Origin of the sequence: Empedobacter sedimenti (assembly GCF_030005555.1) — a bacterium.
Taxonomy (GTDB): Bacteria; Bacteroidota; Bacteroidia; order Flavobacteriales; family Weeksellaceae; genus Empedobacter; species Empedobacter sedimenti.
Genome location: NZ_JASCQG010000002.1, coordinates 109173 through 133011, shown reverse-complemented (window position 1 = coordinate 133011; position 23839 = coordinate 109173). Strand labels below are relative to the sequence as shown.

The following is a 23839-nucleotide window of genomic DNA, read 5'->3' as shown; positions in this document are numbered from 1 at the left end:
ATACAAAGATTGAATGAAGTAAGGAAATGATATATTTTGAGTCATTAAAAAAATGATGTAAATATTAATTATTTTTTTATACTTTAGATTCTCAACTTAATCAAGCTAAATCAATACAAATGATGGATTTTTTCAAAAAAATAAAAGGTGAATTTATCGATATTATCGAGTTTTTAGATAATAATCAAAATACAATCGTTCATCGTTTTGAACGTTATCAAAACGAAATAAAAAATAATGCAAAATTGGTTGTTCGCGAAGGGCAATTAGCTGTTTTTATTAACGAAGGACAATTGGCAGACGTTTTTTCACCTGGAACTTATACCTTAAACACTCAAAATCTTCCTATTTTATCGACTTTACAAGGTTGGAAATATGGTTTTGATAGTCCTTTTAAAGCTGAAGTTTATTTTGTTAGTACAAAAACTTTTCTGGATCAACGTTGGGGAACAAAAAATCCGATTATTCTAAACGATCCACGATTTGGAATGATTGAAGTTAGATCTTTTGGAACATATACTTTTAAAGTTTCGGATGCGGGGAAATTTATCAAAGAAATTGTTGGTACAACAGGTTCTTTTACAACAGATCAAATCAATGAGCAATTGCGAAGCGTGATTGTTACTCGATTTACAGATTCTATTGGAGAAGCAAATCTACCAATTGAAAATTATGCTGCGAATTTGAATGAATTATCCGAAGCAATTTTCAATTATATGAAAGATGATTTTGGTGCATATGGAATTGATGTAACAAAATTTTTGATCGAAAATGTATCAATGCCAGAAGAAATTAAGAAGGAAATCTTCGAATTAAGTCGTTTGGATAAAATAGATTTGAACAAATTTGCTCAATTAAAAGCTGCAAAAGCAATGGAAGCTGCTGCAAATAATCCATCTGGATTGGCTGGCGCTGGCGTTGGAATGGGTGCAGGTTTTGCAATGGTAAATCAGTTTTCGCAAGGTTTTGCTCAAAATAATAATCAATCAAGCCAAAATCAAACTCCTCCTCCAATTACACCAACTTCGGTTTCATTTTTTGTTGCAAATAATGGTCAACAAACTGGTCCGTTTGACTTAATGACTTTAAAGCAAATGATTGCTAACGGACAATTGACAAAAGATACATTAGTGTGGAAAGCAGGAATGGCAAATTGGGAAAACGCTGCTAATCAGAGCGAATTAACCTCATTATTTGGTCAAACTCCTCCTCCATTACCACAAGCATAATTCTCAACTAAAACAAGAAAACTTGGCTACCGAAGAAAATTATAAAGCAAATAATACCGCTTCAACTTCTTGTAAATCCTGCGGAGCTCCAATGGTTTACAAAGCGGGTACGAATTTGCTTGTATGTACCTATTGCAACAGCACGCAAGAGATTACACAAGAAGATTTTGTATTAAATGAAATTGATTTTGAAAGCTTTATCAAAACCTACGAAAAAGAAGAATTTAATACAACAAAAGTCATTACTTGTGATAATTGTAAAGCTACGCCAACTGTAGATGAAAACCTTCGGTCAATGATGTGCCCATATTGTGGATCGCCATTAGTTGAAGAAAATATACATGAAGAACGTTACATAAAACCTGGCTACGTATTACCATTTAAAGTTGATCATTCAAAAATAAATGATATTCTAAAAAATTGGGTAAATGGTTTTTGGTTTGCACCAGATAACATCAAAAAAGCAATTTTAGAATCTGATAACATAAACGGAATTTATTTACCTTTTTGGACTTTTGATACCTTAACACACACAAATTATAAAGGAGAACGTGGCGATGCTTATTACGTTACAGTTGGTAGTGGAGATAAAAGAAGAAGAGAAAGACGAATTGATTGGTCTTTTGCACAAGGTAATATTGAAAACTTTTATGATGACGTTTTAGTTTCTGGTAACAAGACTCTTCGACGCGATATTCTAAGCAATATACAACATGGTTGGAATACAAAAGCTATTGTAAAAATAGACGACAAATATTTAGAAGGTTTTATTACCGAAAAATATCAAGTTGATCTAAAAGATAGCTTCGAACAAGCTAAAACTATATTTATTAATTACGAAGGAGAAAGTGTAAAAAGACATATAGGAGGCGATGAACAACGAATTACTGATATGTACACTGATTTTGATCGAATAACGTTCAAACATATTTTAGTCCCAATTTATGTCAGCTCTTTCTTATACAATAACAAAAACTACACGTTCTACATCAACGGAATGACAGGTAGCATTTCGGGTGATAGACCTTATAGCACTACAAAAATAGTATTTGCAGTACTTGCAGCATTTATCATTGTGGTATTGATACTAATGATTATGCGATGACAAAATCAACAATATTTAGCTAAAAATAGTGAGTTTTTTTGAGTGATTATTTCACAACTTTGTGAAACAATCACTTAAAAAGTAATACATAAACTATAACCACTAAAAACTAAATATTATGAAAACTATCGGAACTTACATGGCTATTTTTGGAATTTTGGCAATCGTATTAAACTTTTTCAATGCCGTTCCTCGTCTTTTAGCTTGGATTTACAATTGGGGCGAAGGTGTTGCGTGGGGAATCAAGATTGTGTTCGTTGTTATTGGTGCTGCTTTATATTTCATTGGAAAAAATCAGCAAGAAAAAGTATCAAACTAAAATGATATGAACGATGAAAAGCCAAAATTATCATTGATTGAAAAACTGAAAATTCAGGCAGAAAGTCAAACAAATCTTGGAGGCGACTTCCTCAACAATCAATCTAAACTTGCTACTATAAATTGTCCGAATTGCGGTGCTGGTCGTGCAAAACAAGATGGCGTTACCAAATGTGCGTATTGTAATCACCAATTTATTAGTACAAAATTGGACGACGGAATACATCTTAAAACCACTGATAATTCTGGTAAATAATGGACTATAATTTTGTAGAATTAGAGAACTTAATTCTCCGTTTCAAGAACTTTTTATTGAAATTGGAACAACGTGCTTTAGAATTAGAAACTGAAACGATAGAAGCTGGTCAACAAATAAATGATCAAGATGAAATTCGATTTATTCATTTCAAAGCAGGAATTACAGGGCAATACGACACCTTAAAAGTTAAAGCCAAAGAGGTTTTTAAAGAGCAAATCGAGAAAAAATCATATTCGTATCATTATTCTGATGAAGATGTAAGAGCACATGATTATATGTATGCGCACGATGCAAAAATATACGAAGCTTCGCATTTATTAGATGTTTTTGATGATAAAATTGATTCAATTTTGGGGAATATTTTTAGTCAAGTAAAAGTTGAAAGTTCAGAAGATAAACTCAAGAAATTATTAGACGAATACGAAATCACGAAGAACAATTTCTGTTGTACACAATGTGGTGCAAATTTAAAAATCGAGAAAGTCTATTTTGTTTCTGCTTATATCACATGTGAGTTTTGTCAAACACAAAATACATTTGTTCCATCAACAAGAATGTCACTTTTACCTGATTTGGTAAGAGCAATAGCAACAGAAAAAACGGGGATTTTAGATTATCCAATTCCAGGAAATTCAGTTTTCGAAAAATTTTTGAACAATGAAAAACATGCAAGACAACAATTCTTTATCAAAAAGAATCTAATTCCAGAATTAAGCGATTCTTACAAAGAAGTTTATAAAAGGGAAATCAGTGATTTTGTACAAACTTTTCAGCATGAAACGGAAACAGAATCAGCATTTCATCAAAACATTATCGATCAATTTGGAACAAAATTTATCAATCAAAATTCGACTATAAATGATTTAGAAAAAATAGATCAACTTGCTTTTGAAACACTTTTAAACAAAGAATTACTCAGTATGAATTTCATGAAAGAAGCTGTAGAAAAAACTACAATTCTGACTGATTTAGAAACCTATTATCAAGCATTAAAACAATAAAAAATCAATAACAAAAAACTCAAAACTATGTTCGGAAAATTAAAAAACATTTTCAATAAAGCAGAAGAAGCAATTGAAAATTTACAAGAAAGTAATACAAATCAATCATCAAATTCAGGAGAAGAACCTGTTCAAAGTTCTTATCAAGCAGAACCGATTTATTTTGAAGATTACATCGATTATAGTAACATCATTCCAGAAATTGATGAGCATTATGTAGACAATTATAAGAATTTTTACAATGCTTTGAATTCTAATAATCGTCAAAAAGTAGAAAAAGCAATTTCAATTTGGAAAAGCGATCTTGAAAAATATAAAGAGCAAGTGCGTAAAATGGGACCTTACGAAGGCGATGATTCTTTACAACAACATGCTATTGCATATTTTGATGATAAAATAAAAAACATCGAAAATGATTTTGAGAAATATGCAGAAGCCTTTTTAACGGATGCCCCAAATCAACAAGAGTTATATGACAGAGCTGAAAACAATAAAATGGCTTTGTATGATCGTATTAATGATCAATTAGAAAAATTTGTTCAGAAATATGAAGATAAAAATTCGGACATTGGAATAGAACAAATGTATCAACAACATGATGCAAAAGTGCTTGAAGATTCAAAAGACAATCCTTTGTTAGAGCCGATTCATGGAATTTCTTTGTACGATTATGCTGCAGGAGTTGTGAAAATTGGTTCTAATGTACCTGAAACTGAGGTTTTGAAAGCTTTGGGAGTTGATAAACCGCAATGGGACGAAGCTGGATTAATTTGGAATCAACGTATGGAACAAGATACAGAAATGACTGTGATGACGTTGTACAGCCAATATTTTACAAAAATTGACGAGCACCCAACATTAGGAAGTAACGGAAATTTTGCTGCTGATACAGCTTCAAATCCAAACTTAGAACGTTTGAAAACAGACGAACATTTCTTCTATGATTTAGCTGCCGAAAGAGATGCTGCAATAGAAGTTGGAAAAGATGGCGCGCAATATATTCTGGATAAATACGGAATTGGGATTGTTGATTTCCAAGCTCAAGCTATAGATTGGACACGATCAGGAAATTATTCGACGATGATTACATACCAATTCGAGAAGAAAGACGAATACTTAAAGAAATTTCAAAACGAAATGGGCGGAACTATCGCTGATGATATTGAGTTTTAATATTCTACCTAAAACAAAAAAACCGGATAAGAAATCTTATCCGGCTTTTTTAAACTATTTAATCTACTATTTCAATATAATTTTGTCAGCACTTTCTTGAATTTCTCCAATTACAGCACTTCCATCAATAATATTCAATACTTTTTCAGCGTCAGTTTGGTCAACGATGACAACCATTCCGACACCCATATTAAATGTTCCAAACATTTCGTTTTCTGCAATTCCTCCGCGTTTTGCTAATTCTTGCATCACTGTTGGTACATTTATTTTTGCTTTTTCTATTACAGCCGTCAAACCGTCATTTATAATACGAGGAACATTCTCGATTAATCCACCTCCTGTAATATGAGCAATTCCAGACATTTCGATTCCTGCATCTTTGATTTTGAAAATATCATTTTGATATAATTTTGTTGGAACTAATAATGTTTCAAACAAAGGTTTACCTTCAAATTCTTCGTTAAAATCTGGAAAAACTTTACGAACCAAAGAGAATCCATTCGAATGAAAACCACTTGATGGTAATGCAATAATTACTTGTCCAGCTTTTATTTTAGAACCATCGATAATTTCATCACGCTCTACAACTCCAACACAAAATCCTGCAACATCATAATCACCAACTTGGTACATTCCTGGCATTTCTGCTGTTTCTCCACCAATTAATGCTGTTCCAGTTTCTTTACACGCTTGTGCAATTCCACCTACAATTTCTGCTGCGATATCAGAATCTAATTTTCCACAAGCTAAATAATCTAAGAAAAATAACGGTTTTGCGCCATGACACAAAATATCATTTGCACACATCGCGAAACAATCAATCCCAACTGTATCGTAAACTTTAGAATCTAAAGCCACACGTAGTTTAGTACCTACACCATCGGTTCCAGATACCAAAACAGGATTTTTGTAACCTCCTAATTGGTAAAATGCACCAAAACTTCCAATTCCATTCAACACGTTTGCATTGTGTGTTGCTGCAACTGCGTCTTTAATTTTCGATACCGTTTGATAACCTTCTTCCTTATCTACTCCGGCTTGTTTATATGTATTGCTCATTTTTTTGTTGTATTAGTGTAAAATGTAACAAGTATTAAGTACATTTTACATTAGACTTTTTACAATTTACAATTATAATTCTATCCTAATCTATATGCAAAGTTTTTACCTCTTTACATTCTTCATCAGTATAATTTACGGGATATTTTTCTGTAAAACATCCAAAACAATGTTCTTTACTTCCTAACAAATCAATCAGATTATCAACTGTTAAGAAATCCAACGAATCGACATTCAAATACTCCTCAACCTCTTTAATTGACTTATTTCCTGAAATTAAATCTGCTTTAGAAGGCATATCAATTCCTAAATAACAAGGCGCAATAATTGGAGGCGAAGCAGAACGGAAATGAATTTCTTTAGCTCCCGCTTCTTTTAAGATTTTGATTAATAATTTCGAAGTTGTTCCACGTACAATCGAATCATCTAAAACAACCAAACGTTTTCCTTTGATTTTATTTTTGATGGGATTCAATTTTAAATTTACCACTCGCTCACGCATTTCTTGCGAAGGCACGATAAACGAACGAGACATATAACGATTCTTAATCAAAATTGGTTCGTAAGGAATACCCGAAGCTTCTGAATAACCAATTGCAGACGGAATTCCAGAATCTGGAACACCAATCACAATATCGGCATCAACAGGAGATTGTTCGTATAATTTTCGACCAGATTCTACACGTAAATCGTAGATTTCATTTCCTTCTATATTCGAGTCAGGACGTGCAAAATAAATGTACTCAAAAGCACAAATATTGCGTTGCGTTGGTTGATTTAATGAGTAAGATTTTAAACCTTCTTCATTTACTACAATTAACTCTCCTGGTTCTACATCGCGGATAAATTCAGCTCCTACAGCGTCTAATGCACATGTTTCTGAACAGAAAACATAGGCATCATCCAATTTACCTAAACATAAAGGACGAATACCATTTGGATCGCGAAAAGCTGCCATTTGATTATTCGCTAATAATAAAACCGAATAAGCACCTTTCACCTTTTCTGTTCCTTTCTGAATAGCTTCTACAATGTCTAAATGTGAGTATTTTTGAATCGAACGTAATAAAACCTCTGTATCCGAAGTCGCTAAAAATGGTAGACCTTCAGCTTCTAATTCTGCTCTCAATGCTTCAACTTCAATTAAATTTCCGTTGTGTGCAATAGAGAAATGAGGTTTTCCGTAAATATTGTACGTGTAAAGTGGCTGAATGTTACGACGACTTCCTCCACCAGCAGTTGTGTAGCGTGTATGTCCAATCGCAGCATTTCCTTGGTATTCTTCAATTTCAGCTTCCATTGTTTTGAAAACGTCCAATACCAAACCTGTTTTTTTCACCGTTTTGATGTTTCCATCTTTCAAGAAAGAAACACCACACGCTTCCTGTCCACGGTGTTGAAGCGCAAATAAACCAAACTGCGCAATAGAATACGTGTTAATATTATTTGGAGAATAAACCCCAAAAATACCACATTCTTCGTTTACACTATCTACAGTATCAGCTGCATATTTTTTCAATAAATTTCTTTCGTAGAAATTCGTTAAATACTCAGCTTTTAATTGGCTCTTATGTAATTTTTTATCAATCATTATAGAAAGAAAAAAATGTTTATTTTAAAACTTCTGTCAAACGATTAAATACTTCGTGATAAGCTTCTGAAACATCACCTAAATCACGACGAAAACGGTCTTTATCTAATTTTTTACCTGTTTCAACATCCCATAAACGACATGTATCTGGAGAAATTTCGTCAGCTAAAATGATATTACCATCAACATCTTTACCAAACTCGATTTTGAAATCAGCTAAAATTAATCCAGCTTTTATGAATAATTCTTTCAACGCTTCGTTAATCACTTCAGTTTGAGTGTACATTTCATCTAGCTCATCATACGTTGCAGCTCCTAATAAAACTGCGTGATGATCATTGATTAATGGATCTCCTAATTCATCTTTTTTGTAACAGATATCGAAAATTGTAACTGGAGACTTCGCTCCTTCTTCTAATCCTAAACGTTGAGCCATAGAACCGGCAACATAGTTACGTACAACCATCTCAATTGGAATAATAGATACTCTCTTCACCAATTGCTCGCGATCATTCAACTGCTCGATAAAGTGAGTTTTAACTCCTTTTTCAATCAAATAGTTGAAAATTAAAGTCGAAATTTTATTGTTCATTTCTCCTTTGTCCTCAACAGTTCCACGTTTTTGAGCGTTGAATGCTGTTGCATCATCTTTGTAGTAAACAATTACTTTGTCAGCTTCCTCAGTAGAGTAAACTTGTTTTGCTTTTCCTTCGTAAATGAAGTCTTTTTTTGTTAAGCTCATCGTTGTTTGTTTGTTTTTTTCGAAGCTCGATTTTCGAAATTCGAAGTTAAAATTTATCTAACTTCTACTTTCTAGTTTCTAACTTCATTACATCGTTTTTTTTGTTTTGTTTGAAATGAAAAAGTCCACTTCGTTTGTTTGTTTTTGAAAATTAACTTGTTCAAGGTTAACTTTCGAAATTAATTTCGATTGGTTCAGGATCGAAATTGATATTTGTTTGTTGTTTGTTTCTTTTTAGTATTTAGATGTTAGATATAAGTATTTAGACTTTCTAACTTCAAAATTCCTTATTTTTATTCAATGTCAAGCTGAATTTAGTTCAGCTTCTTACTCTTTTAGGATGAGTTCCTGAAACAAGTTCAGGATGACTCAAACTTTATTTTCAATTATCATTCTGAATGAAGCTTTAGCGTAATGAAGAATCTTTTTAGATTCCTCTACAAGCTCGGAATGACATTTTCTATTTAATTTTTAAGAGTTAAATTATCTCAAATCTAACTTCCAATATCTCAAATCTATATTTTACCCTCTAAAATATTCTACCGCATTTTTGAAGATATTCATATATCCATTTCCTGGAATGTTCTTGAATAATCCTTCTTCGTAACGCTCTGGATGTCCCATACGTCCATAAACTTTTCCACAAGGCGATACAATTCCTTCTACCGCAAACGTAGAGCCATTAGGATTATAAGGCATTTTTCCAGCTAATTTTCCGTCCAAATCTACAAACTGAGTAGCGATTTGTCCTTTGTCAATTAACTTTTCTAATTCAACCTCATTTGCTACGAAACGCCCTTCTCCATGCGAAAATGGAATCCAGAATTCTTGTCCTTCCATTCCTTTTAACCAAGGTGAATGCGATTTATTCACTCTCACTTTCGCTAATTGTGTAATGTGACGACCAATTTCATTAAACGTTAATGTTGGTGTATCATCTTCTAAATCTTGAATTTTACCATAAGGCAATAATCCTGATTTAATCAACGCTTGGAAACCATTACAGATTCCTAAAACCAATCCATCACGCTCTAATAAATTGTGAATTGCATTTTTGATTTTCTCATTACGTAAAACCGTTGCAATAAATTTACCTGATCCATCTGGTTCATCAGCAGCTGAAAATCCTCCTGGGACAAAGAAAATATTGGCTTGATTGATTTCATTTACAAAAGCATCTACCGATTCTTCAACATCTTTTTGCGTTAAATTACGGAAAGGCAAAGTTGTAACTACAGCTCCTTCTCTACGGAACGCTTTTGCTGAATCATATTCTGAATTTGTTCCTGGAAAAATTGGAATAAAAACTTTCGGATTCTCTACCTTATGATCTGCGAAAGAAAAACAAATTTGTTCTGCTTTCAAATCTTTTTCTTCAACAACTGTTTCAGAAGTTGATCTATATGGAAACAATGAATTGAATGTTTCTTTCCATTGTTGTTTCAATTCAATCAAATTAATTTCATCTCCATTAAATTTAAATGAAGTTGAATCATTTGTTTGACCTAAAACATGGTAATTTTGAGCAATTTCAGTAGGAATATTTAATACTTCTGAATGTTCAATAATAATCGAACCTGGATAATATTTAGCTAAATCTAAATCAGTTTTAATTTCAAATCCGATTTCATTCCCAAAAGCCATATTTGCTACAGTTTCGGCAATTCCACCAAATTTAACTGTCATCATTGATTGTACATTTTCTCCATTGATAGAAGAAATAAAATCAAAAATAGCTTTTGTATTTGTTTCGTCTATTAAATAATCTTCAGTCAATTTTGGAATAAAAACAGAAAGTTTAGAATTCTTTTCAACTAAAGTTCCTTGTACAATTTTTTCAGCCTTAGAAGGCGCAACTGCAAAAGAAATTAACGTTGGCGGAACATCAATATCTTGGTAAGAACCCGACATCGAATCTTTACCTCCAATTGCAGGTATTCCGAACTGTTTTTGTGCTTCAATCGTTCCTAATAAAGCCGCAAATGGTTTTCCCCAACGCGTAGCTTCATCACGTAATTTTTCAAAATATTCTTGAAAAGTTAAACGAATATCAGCGTAATTTCCACCAGCAGCAACAATTTTTGTCATCGAATCAATTACCGCGAAATAAGCTCCGTGATAATTTGACCAACGCGAAATTGTAGGATTGTAACCAAATGAAGCAATAGAAACTGCATTTGTAAATCCATCTGTTGGGAATTTTTGTACTGAAACATCTTCTGGCGTATCCATTGTTTGTCCACCAAAAGCATTCAAAATAGTAGAACGTCCAACGTTGTTATCAAACATCTCTACCATACCTTTTTGAGACGCATGATTTAACTCTTGCATCATAGAAATAAACGCTTCTTTATTGAAGGATTTATTCTCAAAAGGGTTTGTATATTCTTCGTCAGTAACTTCGATTTTAGCTTGTTTACGAACGCCGTTTGTATCTAAAAATTTACGGTCTAATTCAACAATCTTCGTTCCTTTCCAAACCAAAGTCATTGTATCATCTCCCGTTACCTCAGCAACACAAGTTGCATCAAGATTTTCTTCTTTTGCTAATGCGATAAATGTTTCCACATCTTTTGCCTCAACCGCAACAGCCATACGTTCCTGAGATTCAGAAATCGCTAATTCTGTTCCGTTTAATCCAGCATATTTCAATGGAACTAAATCTAAATTAACATTAATTCCACGTGCAATTTCACCAATCGCAACAGAAACACCTCCTGCTCCAAAATCGTTACACTTTTTGATTAATGCTAAGACATCTGGATTACGAAATAAACGTTGAATTTTACGTTCAACAATTGCATTTCCTTTTTGTACTTCTGCTGATAAATCGTCTAATTTTAAACCATCGTGTGTTTTAGATGAGCCTGAAGCTCCTCCTACTCCATCACGACCTGTTGCTCCTCCTAATAAAATAATTCGGTCACCTGCAACTGGTTCTTCACGACGAACATATTCTTTTTTTACAGCTCCAGCCACAAAACCAACTTCCATGCGTTTTGCTTTGTACCCTTCGTCATAAATTTCTTTCACAAAAGTTGTCGCTAAACCAATTTGATTTCCATATGAACTGTATCCGTTTGCTGCTTCTTTAGAGATTTTACGCTGTGGTAACTTACCTGGTAACGTATCTTCAATTTTTTCTAAAGGATTTGCAGCTCCTGTAATACGCATCGCTTGGAAAACGTAAGAACGTCCACTCAAAGGGTCGCGAATTGCTCCACCAACACATGTCGAAGCTCCACCAAATGGTTCCACTTCTGTTGGGTGATTATGTGTTTCGTTTTTAAATTGTAATAACCATTCTTCTTCAACACCATCTACATCGATTGGAACGACAATAGAACATGCATTGATTTCTTCTGAAACATCAATATTTTTTACAACTCCTGTACGAGAAAGATATTTCCCCATCACAGTTGCTAAATCCATCAAACGAATTGGTTTTGTAGTTCCTAATTCTTGACGAACTTGTTGATAATAATCGAATGTTTTTTGAAGTGTTTCGTTAAATTTAGAATTAAATTGAACATCTGTAATCTCCGTCTCAAAAGTTGTATGACGACAGTGATCAGACCAATATGTATCTAAAACTTTTAACTCAGTTTCTGTTGGATTACGATTGATTGATTTGAAATAGTCTTGAATAAAAACTAAATCATCCATTTCTAAAGATAATCCGAATTGGTTGTAAATGTCTTGTAGTTTATTTTCGTCAGCAGAAATAAAACCTTCAATAATTGGAACTTCTGTTGCTTCTGGATTAGCTGGAATTTCCATTTTAGAAAGATCTTTCTCACGCGACTCAATTGGATTGATTAAGTAATCTTTTACTTTCTTTAAATCTTCCGCAGACAAATCATCATTGAAAACATATAATAAACCAGATTTTACGGTTACATTTTCAACATTCATCAACACTAAACATTGTTCCGAAGAATCATCGCGTTGATTATATTGACCAGGTAAAAATTCGGTTGCAAAATAGTTTTTTGTGTAAGGAATACTTTCGTTAACTGCATCTTCTACGTATTTGAAAACAACGTCTGTCACAGGATCAACAAATACCTTATTTTGAACCTCTTGTAACTGGCTTTCTTCTATGTTAAAAAGATCATAAATAACAAAAACCTTGCACACAATTGTAGGTACAAGGTTTCTGAGTTCTATTGTAGTCTTCTGACTGATAACGTCAAAATTCGATTTCTTCTGAATGAAAAGTCTGTGGTTCATTATTTTGTTTGCTGTACTATTTGGTTTAATGTGTTTAAACCATTTGTATCTACATCAACAAACTGTTTTTCCCCTGAGTGATTCATAACTCAAAATTAGGATGAAAAAAAATTTGTAGTGGCAATTTTTTATGGTCTGCCGTAGAGACGCTCAACCTTATTATGAGCTATACAAATGTTGTAAACTTTAAAAACTAAATCACCTTTAAAAGTGAATTGCAAAATTAAACATTTTATTACTAAAATCAAATCTAAATAAACAATATTTTAGTTAATTATTAGATTAAATAAAAACACTTAACTTAATCTATGATTATCAACTAAATGTAATAATCTTAAACAAGAAAACCTTATCATATTGATAAGGTTTTCTTGTTATCTTGTAATCGTTAAATCGTAATCATTGTCTGATTCGTCGTACTTATATGATAATTTCATATTAAAATCTTGCATAAATTTTTTACAAAAAGTTTCAATACTTAAACTCTCAGGAAAAGTAGATTTATTGACTGTCATGAACAAAGTTGTCCATGTTGTGTTAACCTCAAAAATAGTTTTAAATCTTTGTTCCCAATAATTCAAAAATTTCGCTTCCTTTTCATTCACTAACACATCTTCCATACCATAATTTTAAAAGTACCAACAAATTTACGATTAAATCTTTTCAAAAAATATTTTTGGGAGATTATTAACGTTTCTCTATATTTATCAATAATTCATTTTAGCCAAACTTAAGATTCGCTTAAGAATCACTTACACATTGCTCATAACCAATCCTTCCGTTCTAAATTTGCACTATTAAAATTATCATAAAATGGTACTAGATAAACTAAAAGGACGATATAGTATTTTACTATTTTTCAGTACATTATTTATTTTCATTTCGTTTGTTTTACGAATTGTATTTGCAATTTGGGTGAAAGGCGATTTCAATTGGAATATAAGTGAATTGTTTCACACACTTATTTATGGGTTAATCTACGACATTAGTGTTGTGAGTTGCTTTACGCTTTTCCTTACATTCTATTTTATGATTTTACCCAATAAATTTGTCAACTCACTATTTGATCGAATTTTTGTGTATTTCGTTTACACGTTGTATTTGGTTATCATTTATTTTACGTTTTTTGCGGAAGTTACTTTTTGGGACGAATTCAAAAGTAGATTCAACTTTATTGCTGTAGATTATTTAATTTACACATACGAAGTTGTCAAAAACATTCAAGAATCCTATCCTTTACCTTTATTAATTGGTGGAATTGTCTTAATTGTTGGTATCACTTTATTCATCACAAAAAAAGGTTATTTCTTTTACAATACTTTTCATACAAAACCAAAAACAGCACAAAAAATCGGAGTATTTGCATTCAATTTACTTGTTGCAATCGTTTCTTTATTTTTACTGAATAATGATACAAGCTCAACTTCTGAAAACCGTTACAACAACGAAATCTCGAAAGCTGGAATTTTTTCATTCTTTTCTGCATTTAGAAATAATCATTTAAAATTTGACGAACATTATAAATCTATTCCGATTGAAGAAGCGTTTGCTGTAATGAAAAATGAATTACAAGATTCGAAAACAGTTTTTGATCAACAATTCAAAAATCCATTGAGAAGAACCATTTTAGCTCCAAATCCTTCACAAGAAGAGCAAAAACCAAATGTAATTTTTGTTTTGATGGAAAGTATGAGTTCATCTTTTATGCAAGAAGAATACAAGGGCAAATCGATAACTCCAGTTATGAATGATTTAGCTAATAATAGCATTTATTTCTCTAATATGTTTGCAAACGGAACACGTACTGTACGCGGAATGGAAGCTGTAACGTTATCAATTCCTCCAACTCCAGGAAATAGTATTGTGAAACGTGTAGATAATCAGAATTTGTATACAATTTCTAACGTTTTCAAAGCAAAAGGATATCACAACATGTTTTTCTATGGTGGCGATGGTTATTTTGACAATATGAATGCTTTTTATGGCGGAAATGGATTTGATATCTACGATCGTGGTCGTGGAAGTGTTTTGAGTGATAAAATCAATACCAATCGATACAATATCAATGATGATGAAGTAACTTTTGAAAACGCTTGGGGAATTGCTGATGATGATATTTACAATAAAGTATTGAAAGTTGCAGACGAAAAATACAAATCAAAACAACCGTTTTTTGCTTTTGTAATGTCAACATCAAATCACAAACCGTACACTTATCAAGATGGAAAAATTGATATTCCTTCTGGTACAGGTCGTCCAGGAGCTGTAAAATATGCGGATTATGCAATTGGAGATTTAATTACAAAAGCCAAAACAAAACCTTGGTTTAGTAATACTGTTTTTGTATTTATTGCCGATCACTGCGCAAGTAGTGCAGGTAAAGACGCGATTGATGTAAAAAATCATCATATTCCGGCATTTATTTACAACTTAAAATCACATGCAAACGAAAATGTTTCGAAAGAAGTTTCTCAAATTGATATTTTTCCAACGCTTTTCTCTTTATTAAATTGGAAATATACATCTCAATTTTACGGAAAAGACATTTTTGATCCGCAATATCAATCACGTTCTTTTGTTGGAACATATATTAAATTAGGAATGAAAAAAGGTGAAGATGTATCGATTCTATCAGATCAGAAGAAAATTAATCAATACAAATGGATTGATAAAAACTTGATCGATACGAAAATTGACCCCATTTTTGAACGTTCTATTATATCAAATTATCAAACTGCTGATTATTTATTCAGTAATCATTTATTAGATGAAAAATAAAATCATTTTTATCATCAATCCTATTGCTGGTAAAGGAAAAGGAAAAATTGTTGAATCACAAGTTCAGCAATTTTTCAGTAAAAAAGAAGTCGATTTCAAAACATATTTGACTGAATACAATGGTCACGCCACACTTTTGACAAAAAGTATTTTAACTCAAAAACCAACAATAGTTGTGGCTTGTGGCGGCGATGGAACAATTAACGAAGTTGCACAAACCTTGATTGGAACGGATATCGCTTTAGGCATTATTCCGATTGGTTCTGGAAACGGATTAGCAGCAAATCTGCATATTCCAGCTGATTGTGGAAGGGCTTTTGAAGTAGTTTTAAATGCAAACAAATCGAAAATTGATGTTGGAAGAGTAAATGAAAATTACTTTTTTAGCAATATGGGATTAGGCATTGATGCAGAAGTTATTCATCAATATTCTCAGAAAACGACGCGTAATTTTTTAGGATATGTTTCGGCTTCTTTAAAATCTTTGCTACAATATCGTCCTAAAAAATTCAAAATCGAATTGAACGATAAAGAAATCATCGAAGATGATTTTTACTTTTTGTTATGTTCTAATTCTAACGAAGCAGGTTATGGAATTTCATTTACTCCAAAAGCAAAATTAAATGATGGAAAATTAGACTTTGTTGCTGTAAAAAAGATTAATTTTATACAACAAATTCAGTTTTCGACTTTAGTTTTAGGAAAATGTATCGAAAAAATGAAACAAGCTAAGGTTGTGCAAATAACCAACGCGAAATTTCATACAAATCAAGAAAAAACGATTGCGCAAATTGATGGAGAAGCTGTTTTTATACATGACAAAACAATAGAAGTTTCCGTTTTACCAAACGCCTTAAATGTTATTATACCGAATTAGAAAATGAATCAAGCGAAGATCTTAATTGTAGAGGACGAAATTGGAATTGCCAATTTTATGATACAAGGTTTACAAGAAGAAAATCTGTCAACTTCTCATTGTATGAGTGGTGAAGATGCTTTGCTTAAAATTAATCAAGAACAATTTGATGTTATTTTATTAGATTGGATGATTCTAAATCTATCAGGATTAGAAGTTTGTAAAGCAATCCGAAACTCTGATAATCCCAACCAAAAAACACCAATTATTTTTATCACTGCAAAAGATACTGTTGACGATACAATTGAAGGTTTGAATGCTGGAGCTAATGATTACATTAAAAAACCATTTGATTTCAACGAGTTAGTTGCTCGTATAAATGTTTATCTACGTCAGAATCAAAAAGATGAACTTTTAAATTTCGGAAATATTTCAATCAACCCAAAAACGCATCAAACATTTCTTGAAAATCAGTTAGTTGACTTAACTCTGAAAGAATTTCAATTACTTTCTTATTTATTTAAAAATAAAAACCGAATTTGTACTCGCAAAGAGATCATTGAAAACGTTTGGAATATTCATTTTGAATATGATACAAGTGTAATTGATGTTTTTATTAATGCAATTCGTAAAAAATTAAACTTAAAAAAAGACGATCCTCGTTTACATACAATTCGTGGCGTAGGATATATTTCTAAAGATGTTTAAAAATCTATCTGTAAAAAATAGAATCGCAACCTTTTATAGTATTTCATTTTCTGTAATTCTGCTGATAATTTTCGGTATGATTTTCTTTATCGTAAACAGAGGAATCAACAAAACAATGGAAGAAACGTTGGAGGAAGAAATTACCAGCCATGTTGATTACATATTACACGAACCTGTCTTAAAAAGTTTTGTACAACCGCGAGAGTGGGAAGAAGTAGAACATACAGATATTTCTCTAAATCCTGTGTTTATAGCGATTTATGACAAGAATTTCAAGTTAGTTGAGAATTCTCCGAATCTGGTTCAAAATAAGTTGGAATGGCATCCAAAACAAGGAGAAAATACCACTTTTTATGCAACTTACGATTCTATTAAACTATTGTTATCCCAAGCAAAACTGATTCACCATGGTGAAGTTGTAGGATATATTGTTGTGGGCGTTTCTACAAAACACAATCAATTAGCTTTAGAATATTTACAAACTGCATTGTTGATTATTTTCCCCATATCGTTCATTATCATCTTTTTATTAGCTCGATTTATCGCTTCAAAATCAATAAAACCTGTATTTAATGTTATTGAAACGGCTCAATCAATTACAGAAAATAATTTAACAGAACGTATTAATTTACCTAAAAATAAAGACGAGTTGTATCAATTATCATTGACAATTAACTCGCTTTTGGATCGATTAGAATTTCAGATTATTAAAGCCAAACAGTTTTCTGCAGATGCTTCGCATGAGTTACGAACGCCTTTGGCTATTATAAAAGGAACTTTAGAAATTTTGATCAGAAGAGAAAGAACCAAAGAAGAATACAACGAAAAAATTAATTATACACTGAAACAAGTGGATCGATTGTATAATTTGGTGGAACAGTTTTTACTGATTTCTCGAGTTGAGAATAATAGTTTGGATTTAAAAAAATCCATTTACAACATAAAAGATCAAGTTGAAAATTCGATTGAGCGTTTTCAATTACTACTGAATGAAAAGCAAATTAAGGTAGAAACAGCTCAATTACAAACTCAAATCGTTGAAAATTATCAAGAATTTACCGATATTATTATCGACAACATTATATCAAACGCCTTAAAATACGGGCATCTTAATGGAGAAATTAAAATTTATTCGGTTACAGAAAAAAACTTCTATCATTTAATTATTGAAGACAATGGAATTGGGATGAATGATGAAGATTTAAAGTTTATACAAGATCGTTATTTTCGAATTCAAAACGAGTCGACATTGCATATTTCGGGAAGTGGATTGGGCTTAAATATTGCTACAAAGCTTGCCAAACTATCCGATGCTACAATTGAAATAGAGAGTAAACAAGGAAAAGGAACTAAAGTAATTTTAACATTAATAATTGAATAATTTTGTTTAACTTAACTAAAAATCAACCAAAATGAGTCAACACGAATACACAAATGGAGATGTTACGATAATCTGGAAGCCAGAAATATGTCAACACTCAGGAATTTGCATTAAAACATTACCAAAAGTATATCGTCCAACAGAAAAACCTTGGATAAAAGCAGAAAACGCAACAAGTGAAGACTTAATTGACCAAGTAGCTAAATGTCCATCAACTGCATTGAGTATAAAAAAATAAAAAAACCACTTTTGTAAATCTACAAAAGTGGTTTTTTTTTAAGCTTTATTGATCTCAATTGCTCTGAAACCTTTCTCAGAAACTTCTTTCTTATACTTTACTTTATCGTATTTTTTCACCTCTTGTTTTAACTGACTTTGGTGAAAGAAGATACTTTCATTAGAACCATCTTCGGTAATAAATCCAAAACCTTTTTCGTTCATCGAATTAATTACACCTGAATAAATTTTTGCAGGATCTACTGCTTCATTTGGATTCTCTTTACGACTTAACAAATCCTCTTCTCTATTTTGCAAATGAGGCGGAACATCTGTTAAATTTCCATTAATATCAACGTAAGCAATCATATCTTCTAATGATTTACCTTTGTTGTTATTCGTTTTACGCTCTTCTCTTTGAAGACGTTTTTCTTCTCTTTTCTTTTCTTTTTTCTTAATATTCTCTTTTTTAGAATAAGAATCTGCCATATTAAATATTTTTTATTTTTTCTTGTTTAGGAGCTGACTTAGGTTTTAGATGTACCTTTTCCACCTTAATTTTAGCTCCAATTAATTTTTCTATGTTTCGTAAATCTTTCTTTTCTTCATTCGAACAAAAAGATCTCGCTACTCCTTCTTTACCTGCACGTCCTGTTCTACCAATACGATGTACATAGGTTTCAGGAACATTTGGCAACTCAAAATTGATTACATTAGATAGCATATCAATATCAATTCCTCTTGCTGCAATATCAGTTGCAATTAAAACTTGAATTTTATTATCCTTAAAATCATTCAATGCTTTTTGACGGGCATTTTGTGTTTTGTTTCCGTGAATTGCTGCCGAAAGAATTTTAGATTTATCTAATTTCTTTACCAAACGATTTGCTCCATGTTTTGTTCTCGTAAAAACTAAAGTTCTGTCCGAATTTTCCTTCAATAATTTGACCAAAAGTAATTCTTTCTCAGGTTTTTCTACAAAATAAACAGATTGCTGAATTGTTTCTGCTGTTGAAGAAACTGGTGTTACATTAATCTCTTTTGGTTGATGAAGAATTGTGTTTGCAAACTTTCTGATCGATTTTGGCATTGTAGCAGAAAAAAACAATGTTTGTCTTTTCTCTGGTACTTTTTGTAAAATCTTTTTAATATCATTTACAAATCCCATATCCAACATACGATCCGCTTCATCAAGAATCAAAATCTCAATTTGATTAAGCTTAATTATTCCTTGCGACATCAAATCTAACAAACGACCAGGAGTTGCAATTAATACATCTACTCCATTTTTAATGGTTCCCACTTGTTTATTTTGAGAAATACCACCAAAAATTGCAAAGCTTTTGATTGGTAAATTTTTACTATATAATTTAAAATTATCTTCTATCTGAACAGCTAATTCACGCGTTGGTGTAATAACAAGTGTTCTGATTCCTTTTCCTTGTTTTGGTTTTTCTTGCAACAATTGTAGAATTGGAATAGCAAATGACGCTGTTTTTCCAGTTCCTGTTTGTGCACAACCAATCATATCGTTTCCGTCTAAAACAAGAGGTATTGACTGACGTTGAATTTCGGTTGGGCTTTCATAACCAGCCTCATCAATCGCTGACAATATAGGTTGTATGATATTTAATTCTGAAAATTTCATTTCTTTTTTATGTGATTATTGAAAATATTTTTCGTACAAAAATTGTTCAAAAAGATATTCTCTAAAAAAAGAATGTAATAATCTAAAAAATTGTACGAATGATCATAAATTTTGGCCGCTGAAAAGCGAAAACTGGAGAATTAACTTGAACAGTAAAAAGCAGTTGTTAAGAAGCCTCTATTTGATAATATAATGCAAATATACAAAAAATAATTGAGTATTATTTTATTGTAAAACAATCACATCTAAATAGATAAGTATTTCACGTTTTAAAAAATCATTTTATAACTCACTTTATTAAAATAATTTCAACTTACAAGTGCTCAAAACAATTATCAATAGTTGCATATATTTCATTTTATTCGCAAATTAGAGCTCACTTAACTACTAACCAAAAATATATGAAACTAATCGGAAAACAGTTTATTTTTTTGTTTGCTTTTTTGATAACCTCTTCACTTGTTATTGCTCAAAACAATATCGATTTTACGCAATACAATTCATTAAACAAGGCTAAAGAATTCTTTAATTCTAAAACAAATAAGTCTGATTTTGCTTATGGTAATTATAAAACATATGAAAAAGGATTTTGGAACGGAATTCCGATTGAAGAAATTGTCCTAAGAGAAAATCAATTGTCTTTTTCTGCTTCAAAATCGATTAAAAATTCGACAAAAAGAATCATAGAATATTTAGAAAAAAAATATCCGATTGATTTAACTATGGATAAAGAATGGAGTTCGACTACTTATAGTGCAAACTCAGAAGATTTTTCTTTAAAATTAGTTGTTGATATTAATGAAGATAAAAAAGTTGAAGAAAACACAAAATCAGATGTTACAATTACTTTCAAGGAAGTAATCAATAATCCTTTAGCTAAAATATCGACTCAATTAAAAAGTAACCCTAATGGAATTGATTATTATGTTGATTTATATTACTTTCAAGTTTCTCCAAAGATTTTAATTAACGGGATTCCTATTTATACAGAAATTGGAAAAAGTCGTTATATTAATGAAAATACAATTTATCTTAATCCATATATTCTCAATTCAAAATCACCTGTAACACTGCAATTTATAGTAGACCCGGGCTTAGATGAGAATAAAAATCAATTGAAAAGTATTCCGAAACAATCTTATTTTGGCGCACTTCTCATTACACAAAATGCTAAAGGAGACGAATTAAAAACCGAAAAAATATTCAATAATCGAGAATATGTAACTGATACAATAACAGAAAATGGAGAAACACGTTATTCTAGTTATCCTGGAACATCAAAATATGGTAAGAAAAATATTGTTTTTGATTACACTTTCAATCCAGAAGTTAATTACGACATAAAAGGTTGGAACAATGGAAAGGATTTGCGATTAGAAAAGGATTTAGAACAAAAAATAAAAACCTTTTACCAAAATTTCAGTGATTATATTCTCGCAAAAAAAATCGAAAAAATAAGTAACTTACTTTATGATAATTATTTTGAGTATTACACTTTTACTTATAATATGGGTAAAAATAAATCTTTTGATGATTATAAAGAATGGGCGACTGCAGTAGAAAGCAGTTTCAAAACTGTTGTAGCAGAGCAGACAAAACTTCACATCAGCACAGATGGTAAATTAGCTTATTTGGAAGCAATTGATAAATCGAGTTATCTAAAAGCTGTCGGAAAAAATTATTCAAAAAATATAGAATTCACTTTTTATATCGATAAAACTACTAACGAACTAAAAATAATTAGATGAAAAAATATATAAACTTTGCATTTTTAATTTGTCTTTCACAATTAACTTTTGCACAATTCGAAGGTTACGAAAAAGCAACTACCAATAGCGAATTGATTGCAAAACTGGAAGATGATATGAATACATTTGATCGTTTTCTGAATTTTTTTGAAATGAAAAAAGAAGTAAGAAAACCTGATAAAGTAAAGGCTTTACAATTTAAGTTTAATCAAGCCGAATTTGATAAAGATATTGACGAAAAAAGCCATTACAACTTCACTTTTTCTAATGTAATTGATGATGATAAAATAGAGCTTTTCATTTACAAAGATCCCAAAGTATATTACTCATTAGACGAACTTAATGCTAAAATTAATCCGACAAAAGTTTATTATCATGATGGATCAACCGAAATGATTGATAAAAAAATTAATTTAAACACTCGTTTTTCAAATGATCTTAATCTAAAAAAAGCAGTCAAACAATTTGATGCAGAGTTACTTTTCAGTTCGCCAAAGCAATTGGATAGTATTATAGTTCCTGCAAAAGACAAATTAGTAACCAAGAGCAAAGATTTTACTTTTGAGATTATCAAGCAAGATAATCAATCAATTGTACTAAAAACAACTGCAATAGACTTAGATTTTATCGAAATACAAGCAAAAACGAAAGAAAATATGCGAATTTCTAATTATGGATATTCACGCTCTTCTATTCATCCAGATATATTTAAAACATCCATCAACAAACTGATTACTCAAGTAAATGAAGTACTTGCTATTGCTAAGAAGGACTCATTAATGGAACACGAAAAATTTAAAACTAATTTCTTTTCTAATCTTAATAATTTAAAGAAAAATGCAGAGGATATTTTTGATAAAGAATCAAATGAAGTTTATATAAAATATGAATTTGGAGTACCTATTAAAGAATTAATTTTATACTATAATGACGGAATTTATGAGCGAAAAGTTAACTCAACATTTACTTTAAAAAATAATCAAACACTACTTGATGGGTCTAATAATCAAAACACTTCCATCTACGACCTTGATAAAAAATTAATTCTAAAATTAGACGGTTCTTATTATTCTATCAACGAGTATTTTTATGAAAGTGTAGATCGATACTATTATTTTGATAAAAAGCAGCGAAAAATGACTGCACTACCCTATTATAAAATTGAAGCCCTTACCAATAATTTTATTTTAGCACAAAATGATGACGAATCTGATTTTGAATTAATTGACTCCAACAATCAAAAAATAATGAAAGTGGATCAATATTATTTTGATAAAGAATTTGATGTTGCTCTACTCAAATCTAATAACCATTTTTATATCTTAAATAACACTCAACCTCAACCAATTGAACTGAAAAATGTAGACGAATTAAAATATGCAGAAAAAGGTTTTTTTATTGCGAAAAAGAATGATAAACATGGATTTTTTGATCAAAATGGTAAAAACATTATTCCTATAGAATACGATGATGTAATTGATTTTGATGATTTTGTAGATCTTACTTATCAAGATTATTTATTTGGCGTAAAGAAAAATGACAAATGGGGTTATGTAAATTCTGACAACAAAACGATTATTCCTTTTCAATACAGTAATTTACTCGGTCCTTTTTCTTACGGAATTGCACCAGTATATTTTGAAGGTAACTTAGGTTTGATTAACCTTAAAAATCAAAAACTCACAGAATTTACTGGAAGTAATTATTCGAGTTCTTCTAATTTTGGAAGAAGAGCTTTAAGTTTATCTGACGGATATTATAATTATAAAGGAGAGTTAGAAAAAAAATAAAAAA

Annotated in this window: 20 protein-coding genes and 1 riboswitch; of the genes, 13 read left to right on the top strand and 7 right to left on the bottom strand. The window is 31.1% G+C overall.

The window, feature by feature from the left end; genetic code table 11:
- Nucleotides 1-122 precede the first annotated feature (122 nt).
- From QHG34_RS02905 to QHG34_RS02880, 6 genes are all read left to right on the top strand, one after another.
- Nucleotides 123-1229 carry an SPFH domain-containing protein gene (locus QHG34_RS02905; protein WP_282628847.1) on the top strand — a complete coding sequence of 369 codons (1107 nt, stop codon included), beginning with the start codon at nucleotides 123-125 and terminating at the stop codon, nucleotides 1227-1229.
- 22 nt (nucleotides 1230-1251) lie between these two features.
- The gene (locus QHG34_RS02900; protein ID WP_282628650.1) at nucleotides 1252-2334 is read left to right on the top strand and encodes a hypothetical protein; all 1083 of its coding nucleotides are present in this window, start codon (nucleotides 1252-1254) and stop codon (nucleotides 2332-2334) included.
- Nucleotides 2335-2452: 118 nt separating this feature from the next.
- A complete protein-coding gene (locus tag QHG34_RS02895) occupies nucleotides 2453-2653 on the top strand; it encodes a hypothetical protein (protein ID WP_282628648.1) in 201 nt (66 codons plus the stop codon).
- Nucleotides 2654-2659: 6 nt separating this feature from the next.
- Complete coding sequence (locus QHG34_RS02890; RefSeq protein WP_282628647.1) at nucleotides 2660-2908, top strand: hypothetical protein; 249 nt, start codon at nucleotides 2660-2662, stop codon at nucleotides 2906-2908.
- The gene (locus QHG34_RS02885) at nucleotides 2908-3912 is read left to right on the top strand and encodes a hypothetical protein (RefSeq protein WP_282628646.1); all 1005 of its coding nucleotides are present in this window, start codon (nucleotides 2908-2910) and stop codon (nucleotides 3910-3912) included. Before QHG34_RS02890 ends, QHG34_RS02885 begins: the two co-directional genes overlap by 1 nt.
- 27 nt (nucleotides 3913-3939) lie before the next feature.
- On the top strand, nucleotides 3940-5085 hold the full coding sequence (locus QHG34_RS02880) for a DUF6620 family protein (RefSeq protein ID WP_282628645.1): 1146 nt from the start codon (nucleotides 3940-3942) through the stop codon (nucleotides 5083-5085).
- Between the two features lie 66 nt (nucleotides 5086-5151).
- On the opposite strand, the gene purM is transcribed toward QHG34_RS02880, so the two are convergent.
- From purM to QHG34_RS02855, 5 genes are all read right to left on the bottom strand, one after another.
- Nucleotides 5152-6144: a phosphoribosylformylglycinamidine cyclo-ligase gene (purM, locus tag QHG34_RS02875; RefSeq protein ID WP_282628644.1), complete on the bottom strand. Its 993-nt coding sequence runs from the start codon at nucleotides 6142-6144 to the stop codon at nucleotides 5152-5154.
- Nucleotides 6145-6229: 85 nt separating this feature from the next.
- Complete coding sequence (gene purF / locus QHG34_RS02870; protein WP_282628643.1) at nucleotides 6230-7735, bottom strand: amidophosphoribosyltransferase; 1506 nt, start codon at nucleotides 7733-7735, stop codon at nucleotides 6230-6232.
- A 19-nt stretch (nucleotides 7736-7754) separates the two neighbouring features.
- A complete protein-coding gene (gene purC / locus QHG34_RS02865) occupies nucleotides 7755-8477 on the bottom strand; it encodes a phosphoribosylaminoimidazolesuccinocarboxamide synthase (RefSeq protein ID WP_282628641.1) in 723 nt (240 codons plus the stop codon).
- A 522-nt stretch (nucleotides 8478-8999) separates the two neighbouring features.
- Nucleotides 9000-12710: a phosphoribosylformylglycinamidine synthase gene (locus QHG34_RS02860; protein ID WP_282628640.1), complete on the bottom strand. Its 3711-nt coding sequence runs from the start codon at nucleotides 12708-12710 to the stop codon at nucleotides 9000-9002.
- Nucleotides 12711-12805: 95 nt separating this feature from the next.
- Nucleotides 12806-12904, bottom strand: a riboswitch (purine riboswitch).
- 180 nt (nucleotides 12905-13084) lie between these two features.
- Nucleotides 13085-13330 carry a hypothetical protein gene (locus QHG34_RS02855; protein WP_282628639.1) on the bottom strand — a complete coding sequence of 82 codons (246 nt, stop codon included), beginning with the start codon at nucleotides 13328-13330 and terminating at the stop codon, nucleotides 13085-13087.
- A 193-nt stretch (nucleotides 13331-13523) separates the two neighbouring features.
- On the opposite strand from QHG34_RS02855, the gene QHG34_RS02850 reads away from it, so the two are divergent.
- The 5 genes from QHG34_RS02850 to QHG34_RS02830 are packed head-to-tail and all read left to right on the top strand — an operon-like array spanning nucleotide 13524 to nucleotide 18671.
- Nucleotides 13524-15488, top strand: coding sequence for an LTA synthase family protein (locus QHG34_RS02850; protein WP_282628637.1), 1965 nt, complete (start codon nucleotides 13524-13526; stop codon nucleotides 15486-15488).
- The gene (locus QHG34_RS02845; RefSeq protein ID WP_282628636.1) at nucleotides 15478-16365 is read left to right on the top strand and encodes a diacylglycerol/lipid kinase family protein; all 888 of its coding nucleotides are present in this window, start codon (nucleotides 15478-15480) and stop codon (nucleotides 16363-16365) included. Before QHG34_RS02850 ends, QHG34_RS02845 begins: the two co-directional genes overlap by 11 nt.
- 3 nt (nucleotides 16366-16368) lie before the next feature.
- The gene (locus QHG34_RS02840; protein ID WP_282628634.1) at nucleotides 16369-17052 is read left to right on the top strand and encodes a response regulator transcription factor; all 684 of its coding nucleotides are present in this window, start codon (nucleotides 16369-16371) and stop codon (nucleotides 17050-17052) included.
- A complete protein-coding gene (locus QHG34_RS02835; protein WP_282628633.1) occupies nucleotides 17045-18433 on the top strand; it encodes a sensor histidine kinase in 1389 nt (462 codons plus the stop codon). The genes QHG34_RS02840 and QHG34_RS02835 overlap by 8 nt, the downstream gene beginning before the upstream one ends.
- A gap of 31 nt (nucleotides 18434-18464) precedes the next feature.
- On the top strand, nucleotides 18465-18671 hold the full coding sequence (locus tag QHG34_RS02830) for a (4Fe-4S)-binding protein (protein WP_282628632.1): 207 nt from the start codon (nucleotides 18465-18467) through the stop codon (nucleotides 18669-18671).
- Nucleotides 18672-18709: 38 nt separating this feature from the next.
- Here the strand turns inward: QHG34_RS02830 and QHG34_RS02825 are convergent, their stop codons facing one another.
- Together QHG34_RS02825 and QHG34_RS02820 are read right to left on the bottom strand one after the other, a co-directional pair.
- The gene (locus tag QHG34_RS02825; RefSeq protein WP_282628631.1) at nucleotides 18710-19138 is read right to left on the bottom strand and encodes a cold shock domain-containing protein; all 429 of its coding nucleotides are present in this window, start codon (nucleotides 19136-19138) and stop codon (nucleotides 18710-18712) included.
- A gap of 1 nt (nucleotide 19139) precedes the next feature.
- A complete protein-coding gene (locus QHG34_RS02820) occupies nucleotides 19140-20297 on the bottom strand; it encodes a DEAD/DEAH box helicase (RefSeq protein ID WP_282628630.1) in 1158 nt (385 codons plus the stop codon).
- A 401-nt stretch (nucleotides 20298-20698) separates the two neighbouring features.
- On the opposite strand from QHG34_RS02820, the gene QHG34_RS02815 reads away from it, so the two are divergent.
- On the top strand, nucleotides 20699-22045 hold the full coding sequence (locus QHG34_RS02815) for a hypothetical protein (protein ID WP_282628628.1): 1347 nt from the start codon (nucleotides 20699-20701) through the stop codon (nucleotides 22043-22045).
- Nucleotides 22042-23835 carry a WG repeat-containing protein gene (locus tag QHG34_RS02810; protein ID WP_282628627.1) on the top strand — a complete coding sequence of 598 codons (1794 nt, stop codon included), beginning with the start codon at nucleotides 22042-22044 and terminating at the stop codon, nucleotides 23833-23835. Before QHG34_RS02815 ends, QHG34_RS02810 begins: the two co-directional genes overlap by 4 nt.
- Nucleotides 23836-23839 lie beyond the last annotated feature (4 nt).